This window comes from Buttiauxella gaviniae, assembly GCF_040786275.1.
GTDB lineage: Bacteria > Pseudomonadota > Gammaproteobacteria > Enterobacterales > Enterobacteriaceae > Buttiauxella > Buttiauxella gaviniae_A.
Map to the genome: position 1 here is coordinate 3,634,026 of NZ_JBFMVT010000002.1, position 22,432 is coordinate 3,656,457.

Consider the following 22,432-nt stretch of genomic DNA (forward strand, 5'->3'; position numbering starts at 1 on the left):
TTTCCTTATAATCCCGGTGTCAGCGTTAGCCGACCGTTTCGCCATATCGGACGTATTTTCCCACCGGAATGGCGACTAGCGGAAACTAAGCGGTTTGTATCGCCCTCGCCGTCTGGAGAGAGGGAACAGAAACACCCCGGAAGCAGTGATTCCAGCCAGCGGAATGAGACGTCATCGACAGGATAGGTGTAGCCGGAATCCGCCGGACCTCCGTTTCTGAGCGCGTGACGCCGTATTCCCGCGGCCAGCGCATCGGGCAGGCCGCAATCATTGATAAGACATAGCAGATGGTTTTTAGCAACTCGTTCAAACAAGGGCTCACGGTTTTTCGTGCCTGCGACGATAATAGCGGCGGTTCGGGAAAGATAATGCGCCGTTTTTCGCCCGGAAACGACCCGGTAGATATCATGATCTCGCCCGCCTGGATGAATATGAAGCGATAGTAATGCCACGTCTTTATCCGTGGAGCTATGCGGCTGGAATCTTTCTGAACGCCAGTTCCAGACTGCCGCGGGCTCGTATAGTTCAGCGGTGCGTTCCGTCGTGACCAGTGAAAGCGGTGCTGTAGCGGATGACGATGGGGCTTCGATAAGCGGCCATCCCAGACGCTGAGATAACGCAACAGGATTAGCTAGTACGGCCCCAAATACAGGGGGCGACCAGAGGCTTACGCCACGACGACGGAAACTTTCCCCACCCAGCCCGGTGACCGCTTTTTGAAAATTATCAATCAGACTGGCGCAGACAGCGCCTTCCACAATAACCAGAGAATTTTCTCCGTTGCAAATATGAAGCAACGAAGGTTTAACCAGCGTCCATGCCCGACCTTTCCAGCCAGGGCGCAAGCGTGGCTGGATCAGACCCGCATGATGTAAACAACGAATCAAATGCCATACGTTGATGCTGCCAGCCACATGCCTGAGAAGCGCGAATAACTCGATTTCTTCCCAGCCGCTGGCTCCGCTGGCGTAAATCGCCTCCAGAAGATGATCGCAACATGCTTCGCTATCTTCCCACTGTAACAGTTCTTCGAAATTAAACATCGGTGCCTTTAGTGAAGTCGTCGACCAGTCGCAAAGAGGTTCAAACCGGTATCTTGCGCCTTCGCCTAAAGTCGGGTGCGGTAAGGCGCGGGTGAAAAAGCGCGCGCGACGCCGCCACGGCGGCGTTTTTTCTCCTACTTCCAGTATCGGTTCGATGAAGAACTCACCACTAAGCGACACAGAAGAAATCAGACGACCATCTATTATAGAAACGTTGATTCCTGCGCCATCATTCCGGGATGAATATATTTTGTAGCGTCGCGTATCTGACTCAACAGAAGGCAAAAACGCTGGTAATCCCAGCCATCCACCAGGTACCCGTATTCCACCGTATAGCTGAGGCCGCGTAACGTCATCATCCTGAATACCTAAAGAGGATCTTAATGAACGAAATATATCCATCGCTGAAACTTGGTTCAGCGGCTGAGCCGTTAAAATCCAATCGTCCTCTGCAATATAACCGTTGAGGCGCTTGCTCATCTGTACGGAATGTTTACTGGATAAGGCGATATGAAACCGTTGCGAGTATACGTCGGGAGACGGTTTCGCTCTCCAGCGCCCGTGCCCGATCTCATAAAAAAATAGTAAACCGGTCTGCGTCGCCTTCCCCAGATTTTCGCTGCTCCCAGCGTCGCGGGCGTTAAGGGCTTTGGATAACGTAGGATGAAAAACGCTTTCGTCTCTCTCGCCTGCACTACTGAAATAACACCGCGAACCGTCGAAGTCGACATACATATCAATGATGGTCTGATGCTTCGTTATACAAGATGATATCCCGACCGCCCGTTGACGCAGGCGCCAGAAAGGCATATCGAACAGCGCGCGGCGCCCCAACAACCATGCGTCTCTGAATTCGGCAAAAGCCTCCTTCAGAGCATGAGAAACGCCTTGTCTTTGAATAACAATATGAAAGTATTCGATTAACTGGCGTGGGTTATCGGCGGCTTGCGGATAGCTTTCGAGGCATTCGCTCATCAGGCGCAGATCGGCTTTATTCGGGAATGCCAGCCGCAAGGTGTGACCGATCTGAACCCAGCCATCCCGCGGAGGCAGGATAAGGCGCCTGTAGGGCTCGCCTTCCTGAATACGTTGGTTAAGCCATTCGGCTAATGCCTCCCACATCGCGTTGACGCCGGATAAGTTCTGAAAGCTATGCCCGGTTTGCAACCAGTTCTGCAGCTTCAGTCGAAACTCATTACGTTCTTCCTGTGCGTCGAATTGACTGCTAATAAGCAAGGTCATGACAAGATAAGTAAAATATCCGGGCGATCGACGAGTCGACTTTTCCATCATGCCGCCTTCAAGGCGCTGCGGCAGATCCCGTATTTTTGACATACAGGTTCGAAATGCTTCTTCAATTTCATCCGCGCTAACGCCGCTGTCGGCGAATGCCGCGGCAAGCGTCTCCGGCGTAACTTCAAACCAGCGAATATCCTGCGCATCGCCGTCGGTGCCGAACCGGAGAAAATAATCGATCAGTTTACTTTCCCAGCCATCGGGCGTAACGGGCGGCGTCCAGTTCATTCGCGAATATCCTCCATCCGATAGGTATTAATTCGGACGGCCATAGCTAGTGGCTCCAGAATACGCTCCGCCAGAAAACGGACGGAAGGAACGGCGAGGCCGTCGCCAATCACTTTAAACGCCGACTGATACGCCGCAGGGAGGATAAAATCATCCGGCAACCCCATTAACGCCGCCGCTTCTTTGACCGACAACAAGCGGGTTTTCACCTGATTGCCTTTGACAACGATAATACGAGGACGAGAAGCCCCGCCTTTTGGCGTTCTCAGACAACCAAGAACGGTCGAGAACGTAATTTCGGTCCGTTGCCGATTGACACCTTTTTCTTTGCGCATGCGTAAATAAAGGCTGCCTGTTATTGTCTCGCCAGATGTCTGCGCTTTCGCCAAACGCGCTAGATTCGCCGGTGCCATCATACTGATAAGCCGTTGTGTTTCATCGAAAGAATGCCATAGCGCGTTTTCGTCTTCAAAATCGATTAAGTCATCTAACTCCTTCGTTCTGGAGTCTGGCATATTGCCAGGCGACCACCAGATCCAGTCATTACGGGCATCCTTCGCCAGCGCATCGCAGGCACGGAGGAGCGAAGGTGAATGCCATTGCGACAAAGGTTCTTCTGAGACCAAACATTCGGGGACTGAAGCATGGCGACTAATCGCCACAAGAAATACGCGGGGCCTAGACTGTGGAAGAAAGTACTTTGCATCAATGATTATTGCGCCATATCGGTAGCCCGTTTTACTCAACTGATGGCATATCGCGGCGAAATGGCTCCCTTGATCCAGCGTCAGCAACCCAAGAACATTTTCAAGAACAAGAATCGGCGGCTTACGGTTTTCCTCGCCGAGCCTGCTGATTAAATCGAGGAACGGCCATATCGCACCGGAACGCGTGGTTTCATCCGCGCAGGAATCTCTTTCGCCAATTCCCAGGCCATTGCCGGCCAGCGATAAATCCTGGCAAGGAAATGAGGCCCAGCTTAAATCAGCATGGAGTGGCAGTTCATCGGAGGCGACTTCGCGTACATCACGCATGTCGAAATGTTCGTCGCCCCAGTTGTCGATGTATGTCGATGCTTTTATCGGGTCCATATCGTTGGCGAACAGGCATTGCCACTGTTTTCCCAGCCCAGCCCTGGCCATACCGCCGCCCGCAAAAAACTCATAGAAACTGAATCGCGCTTCGTGAGGTTCCATTGAATGATTGTCGCTCGTGACGGCTTTAGTGCTCATGACCTGACCATAAAATAGTATTACTGAATCGGCGCATCGATCAATTTCCTGAAAGGGATATTCTTATCTAGATAGTCTATAAAATCATGAAGATAATATCTATATTGATAAATGTGCTGGCTATGTAGCAAAGGTTATTAACTGACTGAATATGAAGATAATTTTTCCTCCAGCAAGTGAAGCTTTAGAAACGATGAAGAAAAAATGCAAATAGTCAGCACTTGCGCTGTAAAATGTTTGTTATTTAGAAAAATTCACTACTGGAACAGATAGCTAAAATGCCGTTTAACATTCACCCCTGGTCTGAGCTAGCACCACGATACGATGGGACTATTTTGTTGGGCAACGGTGCAAGCATTGCCGTTAGTCCTCGTTTTGCGTATGGATCTCTGCTTGAACACGTCACGCAAAGAGAGAGTCTGGAGGAAGATGTACGCAGACTTTTTGACTTTTTTAAGACTAAAGATTTCGAACTTATTCTGCGTATTGTCTGGCAGGCATCTAACGTCAATAAATCTTTAGAGATTGAGGATGCTCGTACCCATGAGGCCTACCTACGAATCCGTGAATGCCTTATTCAGGCTGTACGAGATGTGCATCCTGAGCATGATGAAGTTGATGAACAACTGCCATATATCTACGCGTTTCTGAAAAGATTCAAAACGGTTATTTCGCTTAACTATGACCTGATTGTTTACTGGACAATGACATATGGTCTGGATATCAACGATCAGCACCGATTTAAGGACTGTTTTCTTGCCAGAGGTCTTTTTGAGCAGGATTGGCAACGGTTAAGAGGAATGCTTGGAAATGAACAATCTAATACGCTTGTTTTTTATCCACATGGCAGCCTTATACTATGCCGAAACCGTGTTGAACAGGAACATAAAATCCATATCCGAGGATCTGGCTTACTTGAATCAATTCTTGAACGTTGGCAAAGCGAGGAAGTTGTTCCGTTATTTGTCAGCGAAGGAACGTATGAGCAGAAGGTTAGCTCTATTCAGAGTAGTTATTATCTTTCAACAGTTTACCGTGAAGTTCTCACCGAACCGCGTGAAAGTCTGGTGATTTTAGGTTGGGGGATGGGTGAACATGACGTACATCTGCTAAAACGCATGGCGAGAACAAGAATACAACGCGTCGCCGTATCTGTTTTTCGGGGTGATCAGGCTTATTGCACCAGAGTTAACCAATTAATCAGAGATAATCTGGGACCACATGTCCTCATCGAGTTTTTCGACAGCGAAAGTCCGAGCTGCTGGAATCAGCTACCAGAAAATCTGATGCAGGGGAGCTAACTGGTAATGGGGGATGGTTGAGGCGGCATGTTACCAGAGCTCAGCGCCGAACAGCTATGCTTCTACAACGGAACTGTGATCAATCGAATCTGGCAGTCAACTCTGCGGCAGATGCGGACATTGCCATACTGTGTTCAGTAATATATTTATTAAATTTTTTATGTTGATACATTGATTTCTCGTTACGAAAATCCCAACGCCGCATGGGAAATAATTTCACCTTTGCTTTCCTCTGAACGATCGCAAAAAGTCGGTCACCATTATATTCAGCATCGTAAGGTCATTAACGGGATGTTTTAGGTACTTGGGTCATGGAAAACTGTTTACATCCTATTCAACCGGTGCCGTAATCGGGAATTATTAAACTTAATTTCAACAAAACGGAATCGTGGATAACCTCCACTTATGAATATCTGAGCAAAATGAACATTTAAGGGGCACTATCTCCCTTTAACAACATTACTGATCGCTATCAGCTATATTCCAACTCAAGTTCAAACCCTTTCACCGCTGCGGTCTAAGGGGCGCTACGCCCGCATATACAGAGGCAGTTTTTTCTCCCGACTGATTTCCGTTCCCATATCTGCTTCCGGTTAATCGTTTCCCAACACAACCCGTCCCGCAAGGATAAATGGCACGCATGCTGCGCCCTTGCAGGGCAGAACGATGCCGGGAAAGCGAACCGTCAGGCGATACGAAGACGAAAATCACACACTGACGGAGAAAAAATCATGGCTATTTCCCTGCATACCACCCGGACAAGCGCCCCTAACACCGCAGCGGCGACCAGCGTATCCCCGCTGGACCCGTCAGGCTCCTCAAAAACGAAATTTTCAAAAAACAGAAAGGATATTTATCAGACCGTTACCGACAACATCATTGCAGCGCTGGAAGCCGATGTTAAACCCTGGTCCTGCCCGTGGCAGCGTGTATCCGGCATGTCTGGATTGCCATCTAATTACGCCACCGGTGTAGCCTACAGTGGCATGAATATCATGCTGTTATGGTGCAGCGCATCAAAACAGGGGTTCAGCGATTCACGCTGGATGACTTACAAACAGTCACAGGCAGCAGGTGGACAGGTTCGCAAGGGCGAACATGGCACAACAGCCATTTTCTATACGACCCTGGAAAAGGAAAACGACGCCGGAGAAGTTGAACATATCCCGATGCTGAAAACCTTCACCGTGTTTAACGTTCAGCAAATCGACGGTCTGGCCCTGACAACGGAAACAGTCAGCCCGGAAGCAACATTTGACCCGTTGCCGCAGGCTGAGAACCTGTTACGGAAGAGTGGCGCAAACATCATCGAGAAAGGACAAAACGCCTTTTTTATCCCGTCAACCGATGAAATTCGCTTACCGGAACGATATCTTTTTGCCGATGCGCCCAATTTTTACGCCACCGGTCTGCATGAGCTGGTTCACTGGAGCGGAGCCAAGAGTCGGCTGAATCGTGAAATGAAAGGGAAGTTTGGCAGTGAGGGTTATGCGTTTGAGGAATTGATCGCCGAGTTGGGAAGCGTGTTCCTGATGGCGGACTTGGGGATTGTCGGAGAGGTTCAGCATGAAAGTTATATTACTTCCTGGCTGAAAGCACTGAAAAACGACAAGCGATATATTTTCAAAGCGGCCAGTGCCGCCTCTAAAGCGCATCGTTACCTGATGGATAAACTCTGAGACCGGAACCATGTAACCGCAAGGGAATGCGGTTACATGGTTTTTAACCGGCAACGCTGCAAGGCGCAGACTGAGGCGGAACGCAGCACAGCGAGTACCGAACAGTCTGTGTCTGGCAGTGGGATAAAAAAATGCCCGGTCTGGCGAGTATCGCCGCCAGGCCGGTGAGGCCATCATGATGGCCTGAGTAAAAGCTTACGTACAACTGCCTAGTGACAGGTATTTCAGTTCATCAAAGGTATAAATGCAAAATACCCGGCGGTGGCGTTCTTCCAGCGGGACGTGCTGATGGTTGATGATGACATGCCTAATGCTGTCAAATAGCAGTTCAAGCGCACGCTTCTTCTGTGGATCGGGCACAATATAAAAAACGTAAATCCACTGCCTGCGGGTACGGGCCAGTAAGTGACTTGCCATAATTGACTGATAACGGGCTCGGGTTTTCAGGCGGCGCTCGGTTTCAATGGCAATAACGTTACCGTCAGGCAGGGTCAGTAACCCGTCCGGGCGATGTTTCACCTGATACTGGCTGAGAAAGGTGGCCCGGTCGCCGTTAATCCATCCCGAAGCGCCTTTCTTCTCCAGAATAAGTCTGGCGGCCTGATTATCAAGATGATGCTCCAGCGTCCAGCCGGTGATTTTTGATGGTTCAAACCGCGCAGGAAAGATTTTATCATCCAGGGTTAACACCACCGCCAGCCCTTCGCTGGTGATCCCCCATAATGAAATCTTCATTGTCCGTGATTCAAGCACATGCTTCTGGATTAATCCCATTCGCTCCGTTTTTGCCAGCAGCGAATAAAGCGGCTTATGATCCCGGAAATCAAATAACAGCATCAGCGTTTTAAAATCGGTATAAGTTTCCTCTTTCAGAAAATTCAGCAATTGTTTTATTTTCTCTCTGTTGCGCGTCTGGCGCTCATGAAAGGACGAAATCAGCATAGCCGCTCCTTAAAAATCCAGCGGGGACAGGTGTTCTTCATCATCAGGTTTCGGCTTTACCGGTTTTACTTCGATTTCGTCGAAGAAAAGAGCCGGGTGCGTTGTCATCACATCCGGCATGGCTGGTTTATCATCTTCGCCAAAATCCAGCATGGTCTTCACCGGTGCTGCCGCTGCGGCAATATCAGGGGAAACCGAAAAGATTTTTAGCTGACACTTTCTGACCTTTATCGGCGAGATCAGTGAAGCAGAAGGTAGCGTTTTTGTCGTAAAGATAAAGCTGACAAAATCGGGCAGGTTCAGGATCATATTGCTGTCAATAAAGAAACGTTCGGCCTGGCGGATTGTGCGCTCACTGTCGATGGTTTCCGTCAGCATATTATCCGTCTTGGCCTTACGGAGTTCATCATCCACCAGAATCGTGCCTGACATTCTCGCCACCCATTCCGCCGTATCCGGGTCCATAACCCGGTAAACCAGTTTGAATTTAGCATTTTCAACGACCGCACCGACAACGGCGTCACCTTTTAAATCTGCCGGGCAGTCTTTTAAATCGGCAATGGACTGGTGATCCATAATAATATGCACGCCTTTATCCCGCGCCGCGCCTAAACCTTCCAGCGCTGGCCTGGATAAATGGTATTTCAGTTCGGAAAGATAAATAGCAATGGGGCGGGGGACGTCTGTTACACGGTCGCGTCTTTCTGCTAACTGGTACAGGCGAACCAGTAACATGCGTTGGGCGGTAATAATTTTGCTGTTGCGCATGGAGCCGATAACATAACAACAGCCGCCTTCATCAAACATTTGTTTAAGTGAAAAGCCTTCCGGTGAATTAATGGCATTTAATAATGCCAGCTCTTCAATCTTACCGAAAAACGCTTTGATTTTTTCGGCAATGCTCTGAGCGTAGTCACCGTTATAAACATCACGGAGAGTTGCCGATGGGTTATCACTGACAAATTGCGCGGCCATACGCGCGGCTTTTCGGTCATCAATACGATAGAAGTCCGATTCCTGTCCTTTTTCCGCCAGACTGAACCCTGCAACAAACAGTTCTTCCAGTTCATCTGGCGTGATGCCTTCAATCAGATTTAACTGGTATTGTTGTTTCCGCAGGTCAATCACGGCAAAAGGTTTTCCTGCATCCTCACAGGCCTTGCGGTAAAGGTGGGGTGCCCATTCATCATCCTTGGGGTCCATCACAAATACGCCTTCACCAGCCAGAATACTTTGATAAAGTAATATCCCGGTGGCAACCCCTTTACCGGCCCCGGTGGTGCCGATAATATCCGCGTGTTGTTTTTGCCAGTCTTTTAACGGCAGATACATCGGCTGAACATCGCGGTCCATGCCGATAAATAACCCTTTGTTCAGGTCGATATAATCCAACGGGTCATAATGCAGTGTTTCCGGCAGCAGTGATTTCACCGTGCGGACATCGGTGCGTAATTCCCGTTCAAGCGTTGTTTTTCTGACGAGGCGTTTCTTTATTTTGTCTACTTCAGGGGTTAATACCCTTCGCAGCAGAATATGCAAAATAAAACCCGCTACCGTAAAGGTAATCAGCACCGGCCATGCCAGAACGGGAACGCTGGCGACTACCCGCCCTTGATAAAGCCACTGGAAAATCCAGATAACAACCGGGGCCATCGTACCAGAAAGAAAACACAGCAGGGAAAAAGCCATAATCAGCTTTTGCCACAACGGGGATTTTTGCCGTTCATCGCTTTTCATCGACATGAAAAACGGCATCGTCAGCCCCGATAACAGCGTCAGCATCAACTGATGATGTTGCATAAAAGCAATGAAGCTCAGCGCGCCATTCACTATCGGCGACAGTGAAACGGCCAGCTTATTCAAAATCACGATGCCTCCTTCGTCAGCAGTTCGCCCCATGACATCGCCCCATCAATTCGCCCCACGGTGTTGGGCGAAAAGGCGGGGCGAACGTCAGGGACGAAGAAGGTGGCCGCTATGCGGCCATGTGCAGGAAAGCATGCTTTCCTGCACCAAACGGCGTGCGCCAGTACATGCGGGCTGGACGCCCTTATGATATGTCACATGGGGGTAATGTCGTGGCTGGACGCCGCGCCAAAACCCCCAACGTCAACGGCGGCACACCGTCGCCCGCTACGCGCGACCCCCCCCTTTAAGACGGTCGCTTTCGCCTTTTTCTTCCCTTTGCTCGTTCCTCGCAGCGGGAATAAAAGGGAAGCTGACCTTTAAAGAGGGGGGTCGCGCCACGCTACCGGCTTTTGGCCGGAGACTTAGCCGCGACGGTGTGCGGGGCGATGCCCCCCAAATAAAGCGCTGTCGTGGGCGACAGCTTTTCGCTCGCTGGGGCGGCGAAATTTATTCGGCTCCCCCCGGCCGGCAAAATCCGCGTAGGCTCGGCTGTTTGCCGGTGAGGCGCGGTGCCTGAACTATTTTCGCTCCCTAACCCGCGAAAATAATTCTGTCCGCTGCCTCATTTTTACGGCCCGGCACATTTCTTCGCTCCTTAATTCGCGAAAAATGTGCCGGGCCGTAAAAACCTGAAAACCGCCACGCCTTAAGCCTGATTCGGCTGAAATTTTTTGGCGCTATAGGAGACCTGCGAATAAAATTAAGGCAGGGAGGTTAATATTGATTCTCGCGGATTTCCCTGGTGATGTCGGAATAACACTGACGACTTTCTTTAATGCTGGTTTCATCGAGAGTAAAGCCACGCCGGTTAGCTTCCTCTGTCAGCGTTATTCTGTCAGTGGCGTTCAGCGTTTGCAGTAATTGCAATAACCGGCAGATAACCCGGTGGTGATAAATTTCATAATAAAGGCCGCATCCGCGCATCGCCTCATTTTCAATGTGCTCGATAACACAGGCTGCGCGCATGGAATCCCCACGCTGATGTGTCCAGGGATGCTGAATAAAACCCGGTTTGGTCATAAAGATAACCTCCGTTAATTAACCACGCATGCGGCCAAATTTACTGATTATCTGGCTGATAATTGCCGGGTCTGCCGCATCACACTCAAGTAAGAACGATTTTCTGGCATCGGCAGTATGGTCCGGCAGAAAACCGTGCTTGTTCTTTTTGACGATATTAAAGAATGCACGTTCAGCCGAATGACATTCATTGCCGCCGCCGTTACCGGTGGCTTTACCGTACATGCATAACACCACTTCACAGGCGTCAGCGGCCATGACGGAAGTTGAATATGACGCCATAGCGCTGAGTAATAATGCGGAGGGTATAACTTTTTTCATTTCGGTCACCTTTGTATTTAAATGAGGATAGCGTATTTGGATATGTTATTTACTGGAGTCCTTTACTGAATACATACCTCATTTCATTGAGATGAAGCGGTTTAAAATAAACATCACTCATCCGGCGTATGTCACCGTGAATATCAATGCTGACGATCACATCAATGCTCTTAAGCACCTTTCGTAACAGCACGTTGAAAGGCATGTTCCGGCAGTCGGGGTTTTCATAGCAGCGGTCAATTAACCCTTCAATACATTCTTCCGGGCTGCCCGCATGCAGGGAGGTTATCAATCCTTCATGCCCTGAACCGACGATTTTCAGTGCATCCCAGGCTTCTTGTCCGCGAATTTCAGCCAGTAATATCCGGTCAGGGTTCATACGATAATTGGCGCGTATCAGTCTGCCGGGCGTAACAATGGCATTACCCCCGGCGTCCGCCGGATAAAAGAGATGGACATAATTAGTGTGGTGATAAAACCGGATTTCGGGATTATCCTCGATGGTGGTCAGCCTGAGATGCCGGGGAATAGAGTGCAGCAGCGTTTTCATATAGGTAGTTTTACCGGAGCCGGTTTCACCGACGATAAAAATCGTCTTGCCGTATTCCACCGCTTTTTCCATAAAGCGGGGCATATCCTCACTCTGATAATAGCGGGTCAGTTCAACATCTTTGCCTTCCGTACGCTCCTGACCGGTCACCCGGTTATAAAATCCCGCATCAATCCATGACTGATGCGTTTTCTGCCCGAATGAGGGCTTGCGCAGCGTAATAGACACGGTATTACGCTCACAGGCCGGGGGAATAATGGCCTGAATGCGCTCGCCTGATTCAAGCGTGGCGGAAAGGATCGGCGAGGTGTCGTCGATATTATCGTCCTGCCAGGACGCCAGCGCTCTGGCAAAGGCGTAACACTGGCGCAGCGTAATCGGGGCTTCATGTCTTCGCCATTTCCCCCGGATTTTGGTATGCAGTTCACCCGGCCGGTTAACGGCAATTTCCGTCAGGCCGTCCTGCGCAATAAAATCACCAAACAGCTGGTTTTTCATAAAATCCAGCGACAGGTTTTCAGTGTTCATACCACCTCTTTTTCAGTCGTAGCTGCCAGACGGATGAGAAATCAATGTCGGTGCCGGTCATGATGCCGATGACATCACCCTGATTCAGGTAGAGGGTGGGCGGGATATTGATGCTGTTGTCCAGCGTCGTTTTCGCCATTTCCGCCGTGGCGGCGCGGGTGTTTTCGGTGTAGTCGGTATTGCGGTCTTTCCCCGGGGCAGCATCTGAAGCCGCCGCTGCCACGTCCTGCACCGTACTGAGCATCAGGGCATTGCCGAAGCGCTCCCAGAAGTGATTGTCTATCCAGCCGGCGATCCCCGCCTCGCCGAGCGGGCCGCTGGCCTGCGTATCAGTTAGCGGGATTTGCAGGCTGCCGGGCTCAGGCGTGCGCAGCTCTGTCCACAGCACAAACATCCGGCTGCGTCCGTGTTGCAGCGCCCCGGTGCGGTAGATGCCACGGGCGACCGTTCCCGCCGGGATCAGCGTCACATGGTTGCTGGCGCTGTAAACATCTTCACTGATCAGGCAGGAAATATGCCCCCCGACATCGGACACGAAGCGCCACATCATCGAACACGGGATATAGCGGTCCACCGGGATATAGAGATCAGGATCGAGACCCAGTCGCCTGACGCCGGTGACACGGGCGACGCCCGGATTGTCGTTGTTACCCGTTTCTGGCGCGCCAGTATCCGGGCAGCGCAGGCCGCCATCCTTCCCCCTGCTCAGGACTGATGAACAGGATGTGTACGTCGTGGATGATGACGGACTGTCGGACGTATCTGCGTTGCTGCGAAGTTGGCCCGGGGACGTGCGTGTATTATCGCCCGGCATTGTTCGGGCGTTGTTCAGCCCGTCAGCCAGCGCGGCTGCCTTGTTCAGGGCGGGTGGGGCTGGTGGCAGGGTGGGTGCGGAGGAGACGGTCTGGCTGACAGGGTCTGTTCCGTCCTGTGTGTGCGGCCCGAACAGGCAAAACGGGTTATTGTCCATCCCCAGATTTTGACGCTCATGCAGCGTCTTCCCGGCGGAGGGCGGCGGCGCGGTGTTGGCTTCTTTCTCATTACCCCCTTTCAATGCACTGAAAAGACGATCGCCGCCGGATGCCAGGGCGATCACCAGAGTCAGACTCAGCAGGCTGACGATCAGCGTGCGGCGACCGGATACCTTACGAAAACGGGTCACTTCCGGCTGGCCGGGGGATGTTCTCTGCTCCGGCTCCTGATACGCCATTGCCGCACGGGCGCGTTCGCGGGCTTCCGCTTCCCGCTCTGCGGTGGTTTTTTCCGGTTCATCCGGGACAGGTTTATCGGTCATTTCGCCTCCAGCGTAACGGACGGTGAGACAGTGTCGCTGCGGGTTATCGGGATGCGCCCGAATCCGTCGTTTTCGATCCCCACCACCGAAGTGCCGTAACGCAACACCAGTTGTGGCGCTGCCGGCACCACCATCACGATGTAATTACCCTGCTTCACTGTCCGGGGCGTGACTGCCTGCTCCTGTCCGTTAACCACCCGGAAAACGGAAGGCAGGGTTCTGATGGGGGAAAAACCGATATAGGCAAAACGACCATCGTCCCAGGCAAAATCCGGTGCGATGGAGGCCGAACCGGCGGCGACCCGTTTGGTGTAACGCCAGTTGCGTGGCGTGCTGGCCTCTCCGAATGCTGCCGCTATCTGTTGCTGCTCCTGTCTTTCCCGCTGCTGCGTCTGACGCGCGGCGCTGGCGGCTGCGGATTGCTGGCGAACCTCTGCCGGATAGTGGTAACGGATAACAAACGCCTGCGCGGGGGAATCGTGGTCCAGCACGTTCAGCTCCAGGCTGTAATCACGCTTTGAGGTCACCACGAAGAGGTTGGTCTTCCAGTCCTTTGCCGTGGGCAGGAACACCTGGCTGACGTTGTTGCCGCTGGCGTCCGTCACCGGCTGGGTGATGGGGTTCGGGCTGACGCCTACCCGGTTATCACTTTTCGTGACCGTCCAGCCTTTCGGAAAACCCGCTTGCGCATCAATCACAGCTTCATCGTCGTCAAACAGCAGCGTGGTGACATAGCCAGGGCGGGTATTGACGACCGTGGCGTTCTGGCTGTTATACGATACGTTCTGCATCCGGCTGTCATAGGCGCTGCCGCGTGGGGTGGCGGCGCTCCATGTCGCGCATGACGCGAGTAAGCCTGTCAGGAGCAGGATGTTTTTCAGCATCATTCGCTCCTCAGTTCTTTATCGTGCTGGTAGCTGGTGACGATAAAGCCCAGCGGGTTCACTTCACGCTGACTGTCCGTCAGTTGTTGATGCGGGACATAACGATAAGTGAGGCGGATATTCCAGAAGTCCGTTTTCACTGAGTTATCAGAAATACGGCGGAGGGTACGTTTAATACGCAGTGTTGCCAGGTTATCCGGCCCGGTGGCAGGCGCATGGACATTAGAAATAATGTCGATATAGACGACATATTCGGCTTTATTAAAAATAACGTCCGGAGCCTGGTCGCCATTAAAACCGTCCAGATAATCCCGGCTCACGCTGTCGCTGTTAAATAACTGTACATCATCATAATCACGCTGGAGGGAGAAATAATTATATCCCTCACGGAGCCTGACATAGTGTGCCGCCAGTGAGTGCGCCAGCGCTTTTTCAGACGCAATATCCCGCTCTTTAATGCGGGTCATATACTCATAACGACCGGTCTGTTTGTCTACCGACCACAATTCAATGTCAGTGGTTTTCAGCGGCAGCAGAATAATCATGGCCGTAATTGCCAGTGCAGCCAGAATCAGCCCGGCAGCAGCCACCCGCCAGGCGGTTTTGCGGGAACGCTCCTCCTTTTCCAGCAGGATGGATTCAAAAGAGCGCGAGACATTAATGATGCGCTGAATATCAGACATGGTGAGTCAGCTCCTGGATTATGGCGGGGGAATTAACCGGCTGGGGATTGCCGGACACCGGCGGGAGGTCGCCGTGATGCTGCGCGCAGCCCGTAAGCGCGCACAGCACCAGAAGCAAGATGCTGAATTTCATGGAAGCCTCTTATCGGATAAATGCAGGAAAGCCGCACGGCTGGCAGAGGCCACGGCGTGACGGGGGGATGAGATTAGCGGTAGGGAGGATTAACGGTGACGCTGCTGATTCTGGCGTTTCATGCTTTCGATGGCGGTGGCACGTTTCTGCCAGGCGCTCACGGCTTTACCCGCCCCAGCGGCAATGAACCTGCCGGTGGTCGCGGCTGCGGCCATGCCACCTTTGGCGGTAAGTCGGCCCCCGGTCTTTATGCCGGGTCCGGCGACGTCTACAGATTTGCTCGCCAGTCCGCTCAGTCCGCTCATGGCTGCACCCTGTAACACGGCCTGTACGGCGGCACCGCTCAGCGCAGTGGCTATTTTCGCTGAAAAATACACCACGACGCCTGCGGCAATCCCGGCCAGCAAACATTGCGCTGCCAGGGTCACCATATTGCTTTCAGCAGACGTTGCTGTGGCGGCATCCAGTATTTTATTCAGGTAGTTGATGGCGATCCGGACAGACAGGGCAGAGAACATGATCGTTAAGATTGCGGTAAATAGTGTTTTCAGCCAGTTATCAAACATGGGTTTAAGAAAACCGTACAGCAGGCAGAAAATAAAGAGTGGGGCGGTGGTGGTCATTAACACAATGGTGATTTCGGCGAGCAGGTTGACAAAGGTTGCAGCCAGTAACAGAACGATTGCTCCGCCCCAGACCAGGACCTCGGCAAAACCGCCATTCACTTTAACGTAGGTGGAGGTATCGAGATTAAACAGCGTTTGCCCCAGCGCTTGTGCCTTTTCCCACACCGTATCGAGCAGCGCCCAGACATTATCATCGCCACTGATGCCGTCCTTAAGCCCTTCAATGGCCGTAATGATGGCATCCAGCCAGCCGTCGCGGTTGAAAACAAAGGTGGTGATCAGCAACATGCGGCCCACATCCCAGACAACATCCTCAACCGGCGTCTGGAGTTTGCCGCCAAGCGTCTGATACCCGCGATACGTAATAAACAGGGTGAAGGAACTGACGATAATCACACTGATTAGGGTGCCGTAGGTAGAAGACTGACCTTCTAACACGGCATTGAGTCCATCCATGATGTTTTTGTCCATACCAACAAAAATACCACCGGACATGGTGCCTCTCATTAGTCAGGAACAGACAGGGGATAAAAACAGGGAGCGATTCCTGTTTTTGTTGGCGGGGATATTACTGAGTGACGGATTTTCTTTTTTGGGCTTCCTGCTGAAACAGTGTCTCGAATTTCTCCCTGATGCCGGGTTTCCCTGTCTGGGCAAACATTAATGCGGCCCGGTGTGCAAACTCGCAGTTGTCGCTTGCCTCGCCATCCTTGAGGCATTGCGTATAGACCTTATAGGTTTCATCGGGATGTTCTTTATACCAGGCTTCTGATTTCGTCTCTTTACAACCGGATAAGACGAGAATGCCTGACATGATGCATAAGGTTAATACGGGTTTTAACATGTTAACCTCCCTATAGAGAGTTCAGATCGGCAACGGGCGCAGTTAATTGCTGTTGCTCAAAGGCTTTCTGTTTTTGCTGTTCCAGCAGCGTTGTTCGCTGTTCAGCCTGTTTGACTGACATCTCCCACTGGCTGGTCAGCGCATTTAATTGTACGCTTTTGGCCGCGATGGCGTTAGCCAGGTCCTGTGACTCTTTCGAATCCTGCGCATTAGCAATGCGGTCTGATAAATCCGATATATCGTCGAGCGTGCCCGTGATCTTGTTTTCAACCTCGGACGTATTTTCTATCGCTACGGCCTGATTCAGGATCATCTGTTTGCAGCTGTCCAGATAGCGTTGTGAAGCGCTGGAAGGGTTACAGGTATCGAACGTTTTATATTTGTTATACAAGCTATTAAGTTCAGACGAATATGACCCGCTTTGGTTGCTCAGCAGGTCATCCAGTGAAATACCGTGCTGACGAAGATTATCAATATCGGTTTTCAGACTTTTGGCCTCGCGGAGAAATGCCTGAACGTCACGCACGCCCGTTGCCGTGGCTAATTGCTGCTTGTAGGCATCAAGTTCACTTCTGTAATGGGTAACGGTTTCCTGCCACTGCTGGAGTTTCTGGATCCACTGATTCATGGATTCGGTATTCTGTACGGCGTCGAATACCGGTATTCCGGCACTTAACGCTCGGGTGGAAATAAACAACGATAATGCCAGTATGAGTTTTCTGAGCCGCATTTTCATTACCTCCGTCATGATTATTACAGGGCTTGTTCAAGGAAGGCGGCTTTCCAGTCATCAGGCTGCATTCCTTCTTGATACAGGGTGTCGAACAGTTTCAGGTTATCTTCGCTCCCGCTCAGCATTTTGGTAAGTTTTCCGAGGCCCGATAAATCCATTTTCGCCATCGCCACAAAAGGCCGGGTTTCACCCGCGCGTAACGGCGTTTTCAGGACCACCATAGATCGCTCACCCGGATCGAGGTTTCTGACGATGTCGTACACGCTTTCCGGCACTTTCATCTTTTCCACGTAATCCGCCCGGCTGGCCTTCGGGTTGGCGAGAAATATCTGCGTGCTGCACTGCTCGATAATCGCCGGGGCAATCGGGTGCTTGACGATTTCGTCAGGCGACTGGGTGGCGGGGACGAAGATGCCGTTCAGTTTGCGGATCACTTTCAGCATATTGAGCGAGAAGCGGGAGAATTCGACATCGGCCAGCCATTTCCAGAACTCGTCCATGAACATCACCAGCCGGCGACCGTCCAGCAGGCTGGTGACGCGGTAAAGCAGATAAAACGTGACGGGGCCGCGAATATCGTCATCATCGAGAAATTCCGTACCGTCGATACCTACGTTATCAATGTTGCTAATGTTGAAGGTGTCCTCCTCATTGTCGAATACCCAGCCGAACTCGCCGCCCTGCGCCCACTGTTTAAGGCGAATACGTAGCCCGTGGATGCGGGCGTCGGGGGGTGGCGGCTCCGGCAGGACTTCCAGCAGCCGGGTGATACCGAACTTGCGGTATTCCGGCGGGTAGTCGAGCATAATGGTATCTACGGCGGCACTGATCCGCTCCTCGTCGCGCGGATCGAGCGGCTTGCCGTTGCGGCGGCATAGCATGCGTACCAGTCGTTTGATAAAGCTGATATTCCGCCGGGTTGGGTCAAGCGAAAACGGGTTAAACCCGGTAGGCGTGCCGGTACGGATACGGAAGTAGCGTCCACCCATCTGGCGTATCGCCATCTCCGCCGCCCGGTCCTTATCAAAATACACCGTGGTGAACCGCTGGATTGTGGCTGAGTCGGAGAACGTCGCCGGATTTCGGTACTTCTGCATCAGTTGCTGCATCATGGTCATCAGCATCGTTTTCCCGGAGCCGGTTTTACCGATAATCGCCGTATTACCCGGCATTTTTTCGTTGAAGTCATCCCGCCCGCTCTGGCTGTCGTGCAGGTTCAGGCAATACCCGCCGCCGCCAGGGGATTTGAGTATCACGATGGCGTCACCCCAGGGATTGCCGCTCCGCTTGTGGGGATGAAAACTGTGCAGGCTCGCCAGGTCGGCAAAGTTCTGGCTGCTGACGGCCACCAGACGGGGACGCAGCGTATACACCCCCGGCAGTTGCGCCAGGTACGCGGCGGGCAGCGACAGCGTGGACAGCGTTGTCATGATGCCGAGGTCGGCGAAAGGCTGCGCCAGCGCGTTGGTATCCTTCACCACCTGCTCTGGGCTGTCTGAAGATACCAGCAGGGAGAAGTGGTATTTCCCGCAGGACACATGCCCGGACTGGAGCAGGTCACGCAGGACAATCAGCTCTTCCCGCTGTGAAATCGCGTCGTCGTCCGCCGAATTCAGGCGCTTTTCCGCCAGACGGATATGCTTCTGCGCCTCGTCGCGGGCCATGCAGGTGAAGGACTGCGTCAGCACATACTCACTTTCGGCATACAGCAGCGCGTCCAGCAGGCCGGTCGCGGTTTCAGGGGAGTAATCTTTGATTTCCAGACTGCGAAAAAAACGTGAGCCGCCGACCGTCTGGCACTCGGCAGTGTCGGCGGTAAAAAAGACATCCGGCGTGCTTAACGTTTCATAAAACGGTGCAGGCGTGACCGCGACCTTTTGCCACTGGCCGGTGAGCAGGCGGTGATAAAAGGACAGCTGGGCGGAATACACCCGCCCGTTGCCTTCATACATCCCCAGTGGCGTCGCCGTATAGCGGGACAGCGCCGAAGCCAGCGCATCCCGGTGTTCCAGCATTACTTTCAGGGCATCATCCAGCACCGCTTTGCGTTTACCGGACGGCTGCGCCTTCATGGCCTTTTTCTCCAGCGGAGAGAAGGGCGCATAGCAGACGGTGAAAAACAGCCGGTGCCGCCAGAACGATTTTTCGCTGATCGGCTGGTAATACCGCCGGGTCACTTCATCAGAAAAGGGAATACCTGAATTTGCATCAAAGGCAGCGTGGTATTTTTCCCGGATACGGTGAAGATAGAAAGTGACCGGCAGGCCTTCATATGCACGAATCACGTTATTGAGATGCGTCGCCATTAACGTCAGGTGATGTTCGTCCTCGCATTCAAAAACGGTGCCCTCCAGCTCCCAGCTGGCAACCAAATCACCCTGGCGGTTTCTTATTACCTGGGGATGGATATGGGAGGAGTAGGGAATATGCTTATCCAGCGTAACGCGCTCGTTTAACTTCATCTTTTCAATAAACTCCGAAACGTCGACAGCGTCATAGCGGTTTGCCAGCAGGGCATTAGCACCAAAATGTTTATTGGTGCCAAACCGGCCACGGGTTTTAAAGGCCAGCCAGAGCAGCCCGAAATAGTGAATATCGGTTCTGGCCTTTGCCTTCATCTCCAGCCAGGCGGGAATAAGCAGTAATATCAGGTAATAGCTGACATAGACCGCCAGCAGGACGATGGCCCCGCTGACCATCACGAACGGCACGAGGGGAATACCGGCTATGGCGGCAGGTCGCGTCAGCGCTTTGTTCAGCGTAGCCATCGTTGCCTCCCTTATGACGCCCAGTAGGCACCGAAACCTGACGCACCGACGATGAGGATGGCGCCAATGATGACGTTGCGCATGTCATGCAGGCTCTTGCCGTCAAACAAGACTTTGTATCCCACCCACATGGTGGCCAGCGTGATGGTGACGGCGGCCAGTCCGAGCAGGCCGGTAGAGGTGTTGCTCAGCGTCTCATTGGCTTTATTAAACCCGCTGTCTGCTGCCAGCACCGGGCTTGCCATTAACAGGCAAGTGAGGACGGGCCAGTCAGTCTGTTTTCGTTTCATCATTCTTCCTCCTGGGGGCCGGGAATGGGTAACGCGCCGCGTATCACGGCATTGGGGTAGCGCAGGGATGCCAGTACTGGCGTGGCGTTATCGGTAAGCTCGCCACGCATGACGGCGGTGGGGTAATGGATTTCCGGCATGAGCTTTTCGGCGGGAGGTCGCTGCCGGTCTTCCTGCGTTGACGGCACGGCGTAGCCGATGCGCTGGATGTAGCTGGTCTGGTTAAATGTGGATTCCGGCTGTTGGCCGGTCGTGAAATTTCCCGAGTAGTAGCAACTGAGCGCACGCTTCAGGGAACCGCCGCGGTGGTAGCAGTCGGTGAGGATCTGCTCAAACACGGACAGGTTGGTACAGGGGTCAAGAAGGTCACGGGCGGTCACGCCGTAATGACGGAAATTGGTGCTGGTGATTTGCATCAGCCCGACCGAATAACGTCGGCCCTGTGCCGCCAGCCGTCCGGTGAGACTGACGGCCTCATCCTTGCTTGTGGGGAAATGTGAAGTCACGCCTTTGCCACCGGGCAGAATTTCAGCGATGGCATACGGATTCAAACCGGATTCGACCCGTGCCACATCGAGTGCCGTAGACGGGTGAACGCTGGCGGCGCACTGCATCGACAGCGTAAGAAAGGCTGTGGTGGATAGCATGGTGGCCTCTTAACAGTCAGCCCGGCGGGTGTATACCAAGCCCATGCCGGAGGAAGGTCAAAAGCGGATTAAGCAGAGGCGGTATCCTGCGAAATGCCGCTATCTTCTCTGGGTTCAAGCAGCACCAGCTTGCCGGAGACAGCAATACCGGGTGTCAGCATGATATTCAGGCCAGACTTACCGTTATGAGCAAACGCCACGCCAACCCTGGTCCAATACGTGTTTATTTCGCCCTGTGCATCGGGTTGACTTTCCTGGGTGACAAATACTTGATAAATGGGTTTTCGCATGAGGCCTCCTCTACTAAAAACAACGATGAGTTAAATAAATGTCACATCCCAATTCTGCATTCCGGTTTTAACGGGTCAGCGAGAACATTCAGCGGCACCCTGAATTGTGGTTTCATGACAGCCCGAACCTTATTTTTAAAGAGCAACGCCTGATTCAGGCGAATTAACGTCAATACGGGTAACTATTATGTAATGACGCTTTCAGGATCAGATATCCGGGGCGGTATATAAACGATAAATTCAAAGTTAAAATGAGAGAGATAAATTAGCGGTGGAAGGGGGACTCTGCGAGATAAAAGGAAGTGAAATAGTTAATAAAGACGACTGTGTGTTTATAGATAATGAAAGAGACATGCAGGGGAAATATTCCTGCATGTCTCTGTGACCATTATTAACGTCTTCGACGTTCAAGTTTTTCCTGGCATTCCGTGCAGGTGGTTATGCCCGGCAGTGCCTGCCGCCGCTTTTCAGGAATGGGCTTACTGCATACACGACAATGGAATAATGATGGTGTAGACCCTGGCTTAAAACGACTCTGTTCAATCATCTCTTCCAGTCGTAGCTCATTAAATTCCTGATCACGGTCGATCTCATCTGGCATGGGCGGCCCTCCGGTCTGACGCCTCCTGTTCGCAAAGTGCGATACGCTTCCAGACGATGGTCAGTGACAACCCTTCGACTTTCGGCAGCAGGGTTTGCGTTACCTGCATCATGGCGGCCAGCGCATCGGTCGATTCCAGGTTGGCCACACGGCATTGTTGCCATTGCCGCCAGATGGCCGCATCCGTCTCTTCGTCCGGCTCTGGCGTCCGGCCATAAGGCACACGGACGCCCAGTAACCGGCGGCGAAGGCAAACTTCGTTAGAGGTGAGGCCAAAATACTTGTTGAGTAGCGCAATTGACCCCCCAAGCCGGATGGCATGATTGATACGCTGTTGCTGCAGAACCTCCTCACGGGATTTAGCCAGAAGCAGGCGTAATGCGTCGTGATGAACCGTCACAGCCAAAAACTGTGCAGACTCTCGACTGATGATAAACAGCTCGTCTAGTGATAATTGGTTGAGGGCATTCATTTCATCGAAAGTGAATCCTAGCGATTCGCAGTGACGAATGTTGCCCTCCTTCAATGCATGTAGGGCATCGGTTAATACGGCGTAATTCAGTGACGGGATAATCATGGTATTTTCTCCCT

Annotated in this window: 21 protein-coding genes; 2 read left to right on the forward strand and 19 right to left on the reverse strand. The window is 52.2% G+C overall.

Translation table 11 applies throughout. The features are described 5' to 3' along the window. Positions 1–5 precede the first annotated feature (5 nt). Both AB1E22_RS17330 and AB1E22_RS17335 read right to left on the reverse strand, forming a co-directional pair. Positions 6–2,567 carry a hypothetical protein gene (locus tag AB1E22_RS17330; RefSeq protein WP_367596471.1) on the reverse strand — a complete coding sequence of 854 codons (2,562 nt, stop codon included), beginning with the start codon at positions 2,565–2,567 and terminating at the stop codon, positions 6–8. Next, positions 2,564–3,799, reverse strand: coding sequence for a DNA cytosine methyltransferase (locus AB1E22_RS17335; protein ID WP_367596472.1), 1,236 nt, complete (start codon positions 3,797–3,799; stop codon positions 2,564–2,566). Before AB1E22_RS17335 ends, AB1E22_RS17330 begins: the two co-directional genes overlap by 4 nt. A 278-nt stretch (positions 3,800–4,077) precedes the next feature. Between AB1E22_RS17335 and AB1E22_RS17340 the strand changes: the two genes are divergently transcribed. Both AB1E22_RS17340 and AB1E22_RS17345 read left to right on the forward strand, forming a co-directional pair. Beyond that, positions 4,078–5,100 (forward strand): DUF4917 family protein, encoded by a 1,023-nt coding sequence (locus AB1E22_RS17340; RefSeq protein WP_367596473.1) that lies wholly within the window; start codon positions 4,078–4,080, stop codon positions 5,098–5,100. A gap of 731 nt (positions 5,101–5,831) precedes the next feature. Then, positions 5,832–6,779, forward strand: coding sequence for an ArdC family protein (locus tag AB1E22_RS17345; RefSeq protein ID WP_367596474.1), 948 nt, complete (start codon positions 5,832–5,834; stop codon positions 6,777–6,779). Positions 6,780–6,974: 195 nt separating this feature from the next. On the opposite strand, the gene mobC is transcribed toward AB1E22_RS17345, so the two are convergent. The 17 genes from mobC to AB1E22_RS17430 form a co-directional block, all read right to left on the reverse strand. Beyond that, positions 6,975–7,721, reverse strand: a complete 747-nt coding sequence (mobC, locus tag AB1E22_RS17350; RefSeq protein ID WP_367596475.1) for a MobC family replication-relaxation protein — start codon at positions 7,719–7,721, stop codon at positions 6,975–6,977. Positions 7,722–7,730: 9 nt separating this feature from the next. Beyond that, positions 7,731–9,590 (reverse strand): type IV secretory system conjugative DNA transfer family protein, encoded by a 1,860-nt coding sequence (locus AB1E22_RS17355; RefSeq protein ID WP_367596476.1) that lies wholly within the window; start codon positions 9,588–9,590, stop codon positions 7,731–7,733. A gap of 753 nt (positions 9,591–10,343) precedes the next feature. After that, a complete protein-coding gene (locus tag AB1E22_RS17360) occupies positions 10,344–10,649 on the reverse strand; it encodes a hypothetical protein (protein WP_367596477.1) in 306 nt (101 codons plus the stop codon). A gap of 18 nt (positions 10,650–10,667) precedes the next feature. Further along, positions 10,668–10,970, reverse strand: coding sequence for a TrbM/KikA/MpfK family conjugal transfer protein (locus tag AB1E22_RS17365; protein WP_367596478.1), 303 nt, complete (start codon positions 10,968–10,970; stop codon positions 10,668–10,670). A gap of 49 nt (positions 10,971–11,019) precedes the next feature. Continuing rightward, positions 11,020–12,048, reverse strand: coding sequence for a P-type DNA transfer ATPase VirB11 (gene virB11 / locus AB1E22_RS17370; RefSeq protein ID WP_367596479.1), 1,029 nt, complete (start codon positions 12,046–12,048; stop codon positions 11,020–11,022). Next, the gene (gene virB10 / locus AB1E22_RS17375) at positions 12,038–13,342 is read right to left on the reverse strand and encodes a VirB10/TraB/TrbI family type IV secretion system protein (protein WP_367596480.1); all 1,305 of its coding nucleotides are present in this window, start codon (positions 13,340–13,342) and stop codon (positions 12,038–12,040) included. Before virB10 ends, virB11 begins: the two co-directional genes overlap by 11 nt. Then, positions 13,339–14,226, reverse strand: coding sequence for a P-type conjugative transfer protein VirB9 (virB9, locus tag AB1E22_RS17380; RefSeq protein ID WP_367596482.1), 888 nt, complete (start codon positions 14,224–14,226; stop codon positions 13,339–13,341). Before virB9 ends, virB10 begins: the two co-directional genes overlap by 4 nt. Further along, positions 14,226–14,909, reverse strand: a complete 684-nt coding sequence (locus tag AB1E22_RS17385; RefSeq protein WP_367596483.1) for a virB8 family protein — start codon at positions 14,907–14,909, stop codon at positions 14,226–14,228. Before AB1E22_RS17385 ends, virB9 begins: the two co-directional genes overlap by 1 nt. Before the next feature lie 222 nt (positions 14,910–15,131). Continuing rightward, on the reverse strand, positions 15,132–16,163 hold the full coding sequence (locus AB1E22_RS17390; protein WP_367596484.1) for a type IV secretion system protein: 1,032 nt from the start codon (positions 16,161–16,163) through the stop codon (positions 15,132–15,134). A 73-nt stretch (positions 16,164–16,236) separates the two neighbouring features. Continuing rightward, on the reverse strand, positions 16,237–16,512 hold the full coding sequence (locus AB1E22_RS17395) for an EexN family lipoprotein (RefSeq protein WP_367596485.1): 276 nt from the start codon (positions 16,510–16,512) through the stop codon (positions 16,237–16,239). A gap of 10 nt (positions 16,513–16,522) precedes the next feature. Beyond that, entirely contained in the window at positions 16,523–17,242 is a 720-nt protein-coding gene (locus tag AB1E22_RS17400; RefSeq protein ID WP_367597398.1) for a type IV secretion system protein, read from the reverse strand. Between the two features lie 23 nt (positions 17,243–17,265). Further along, positions 17,266–20,013, reverse strand: a complete 2,748-nt coding sequence (locus tag AB1E22_RS17405) for a VirB3 family type IV secretion system protein (RefSeq protein ID WP_367596486.1) — start codon at positions 20,011–20,013, stop codon at positions 17,266–17,268. Positions 20,014–20,024: 11 nt separating this feature from the next. Continuing rightward, on the reverse strand, positions 20,025–20,303 hold the full coding sequence (locus AB1E22_RS17410) for a TrbC/VirB2 family protein (protein ID WP_047611357.1): 279 nt from the start codon (positions 20,301–20,303) through the stop codon (positions 20,025–20,027). Then, a complete protein-coding gene (locus AB1E22_RS17415; protein ID WP_367596487.1) occupies positions 20,303–20,950 on the reverse strand; it encodes a lytic transglycosylase domain-containing protein in 648 nt (215 codons plus the stop codon). Before AB1E22_RS17415 ends, AB1E22_RS17410 begins: the two co-directional genes overlap by 1 nt. A gap of 68 nt (positions 20,951–21,018) precedes the next feature. Beyond that, a complete protein-coding gene (locus tag AB1E22_RS17420) occupies positions 21,019–21,240 on the reverse strand; it encodes a hypothetical protein (protein WP_353501670.1) in 222 nt (73 codons plus the stop codon). A gap of 391 nt (positions 21,241–21,631) precedes the next feature. Then, on the reverse strand, positions 21,632–21,841 hold the full coding sequence (locus AB1E22_RS17425) for a TraR/DksA family transcriptional regulator (RefSeq protein WP_367596488.1): 210 nt from the start codon (positions 21,839–21,841) through the stop codon (positions 21,632–21,634). Beyond that, a complete protein-coding gene (locus tag AB1E22_RS17430; RefSeq protein WP_367596489.1) occupies positions 21,831–22,418 on the reverse strand; it encodes a DUF2857 domain-containing protein in 588 nt (195 codons plus the stop codon). The genes AB1E22_RS17425 and AB1E22_RS17430 overlap by 11 nt, the downstream gene beginning before the upstream one ends. Positions 22,419–22,432: the final 14 nt, after the last annotated feature.

Excerpts from the sequence above, each read along its gene's own strand:
- AB1E22_RS17330 (WP_367596471.1), bottom strand. The coding sequence starts at position 2,567 with ATGAACTGGACGCCGCCCGTTACGCCCGATGGCTGGGAAAGTAAACTG.
- AB1E22_RS17335 (WP_367596472.1), bottom strand. The coding sequence starts at position 3,799 with ATGAGCACTAAAGCCGTCACGAGCGACAATCATTCAATGGAACCTCAC.
- AB1E22_RS17340 (WP_367596473.1), top strand. The coding sequence starts at position 4,078 with ATGCCGTTTAACATTCACCCCTGGTCTGAGCTAGCACCACGATACGAT.
- AB1E22_RS17345 (WP_367596474.1), top strand. The coding sequence starts at position 5,832 with ATGGCTATTTCCCTGCATACCACCCGGACAAGCGCCCCTAACACCGCA.
- mobC (WP_367596475.1), bottom strand. The coding sequence starts at position 7,721 with ATGCTGATTTCGTCCTTTCATGAGCGCCAGACGCGCAACAGAGAGAAA.
- AB1E22_RS17360 (WP_367596477.1), bottom strand. The coding sequence starts at position 10,649 with ATGACCAAACCGGGTTTTATTCAGCATCCCTGGACACATCAGCGTGGG.
- AB1E22_RS17365 (WP_367596478.1), bottom strand. The coding sequence starts at position 10,970 with ATGAAAAAAGTTATACCCTCCGCATTATTACTCAGCGCTATGGCGTCA.
- virB11 (WP_367596479.1), bottom strand. The coding sequence starts at position 12,048 with ATGAACACTGAAAACCTGTCGCTGGATTTTATGAAAAACCAGCTGTTT.
- virB10 (WP_367596480.1), bottom strand. The coding sequence starts at position 13,342 with ATGACCGATAAACCTGTCCCGGATGAACCGGAAAAAACCACCGCAGAG.
- virB9 (WP_367596482.1), bottom strand. The coding sequence starts at position 14,226 with ATGCTGAAAAACATCCTGCTCCTGACAGGCTTACTCGCGTCATGCGCG.
- AB1E22_RS17385 (WP_367596483.1), bottom strand. The coding sequence starts at position 14,909 with ATGTCTGATATTCAGCGCATCATTAATGTCTCGCGCTCTTTTGAATCC.
- AB1E22_RS17390 (WP_367596484.1), bottom strand. The coding sequence starts at position 16,163 with ATGTCCGGTGGTATTTTTGTTGGTATGGACAAAAACATCATGGATGGA.
- AB1E22_RS17395 (WP_367596485.1), bottom strand. The coding sequence starts at position 16,512 with ATGTTAAAACCCGTATTAACCTTATGCATCATGTCAGGCATTCTCGTC.
- AB1E22_RS17400 (WP_367597398.1), bottom strand. The coding sequence starts at position 17,242 with ATGCGGCTCAGAAAACTCATACTGGCATTATCGTTGTTTATTTCCACC.
- AB1E22_RS17405 (WP_367596486.1), bottom strand. The coding sequence starts at position 20,013 with ATGGCTACGCTGAACAAAGCGCTGACGCGACCTGCCGCCATAGCCGGT.
- AB1E22_RS17410 (WP_047611357.1), bottom strand. The coding sequence starts at position 20,303 with ATGAAACGAAAACAGACTGACTGGCCCGTCCTCACTTGCCTGTTAATG.
- AB1E22_RS17415 (WP_367596487.1), bottom strand. The coding sequence starts at position 20,950 with ATGCTATCCACCACAGCCTTTCTTACGCTGTCGATGCAGTGCGCCGCC.
- AB1E22_RS17420 (WP_353501670.1), bottom strand. The coding sequence starts at position 21,240 with ATGCGAAAACCCATTTATCAAGTATTTGTCACCCAGGAAAGTCAACCC.
- AB1E22_RS17425 (WP_367596488.1), bottom strand. The coding sequence starts at position 21,841 with ATGCCAGATGAGATCGACCGTGATCAGGAATTTAATGAGCTACGACTG.
- AB1E22_RS17430 (WP_367596489.1), bottom strand. The coding sequence starts at position 22,418 with ATGATTATCCCGTCACTGAATTACGCCGTATTAACCGATGCCCTACAT.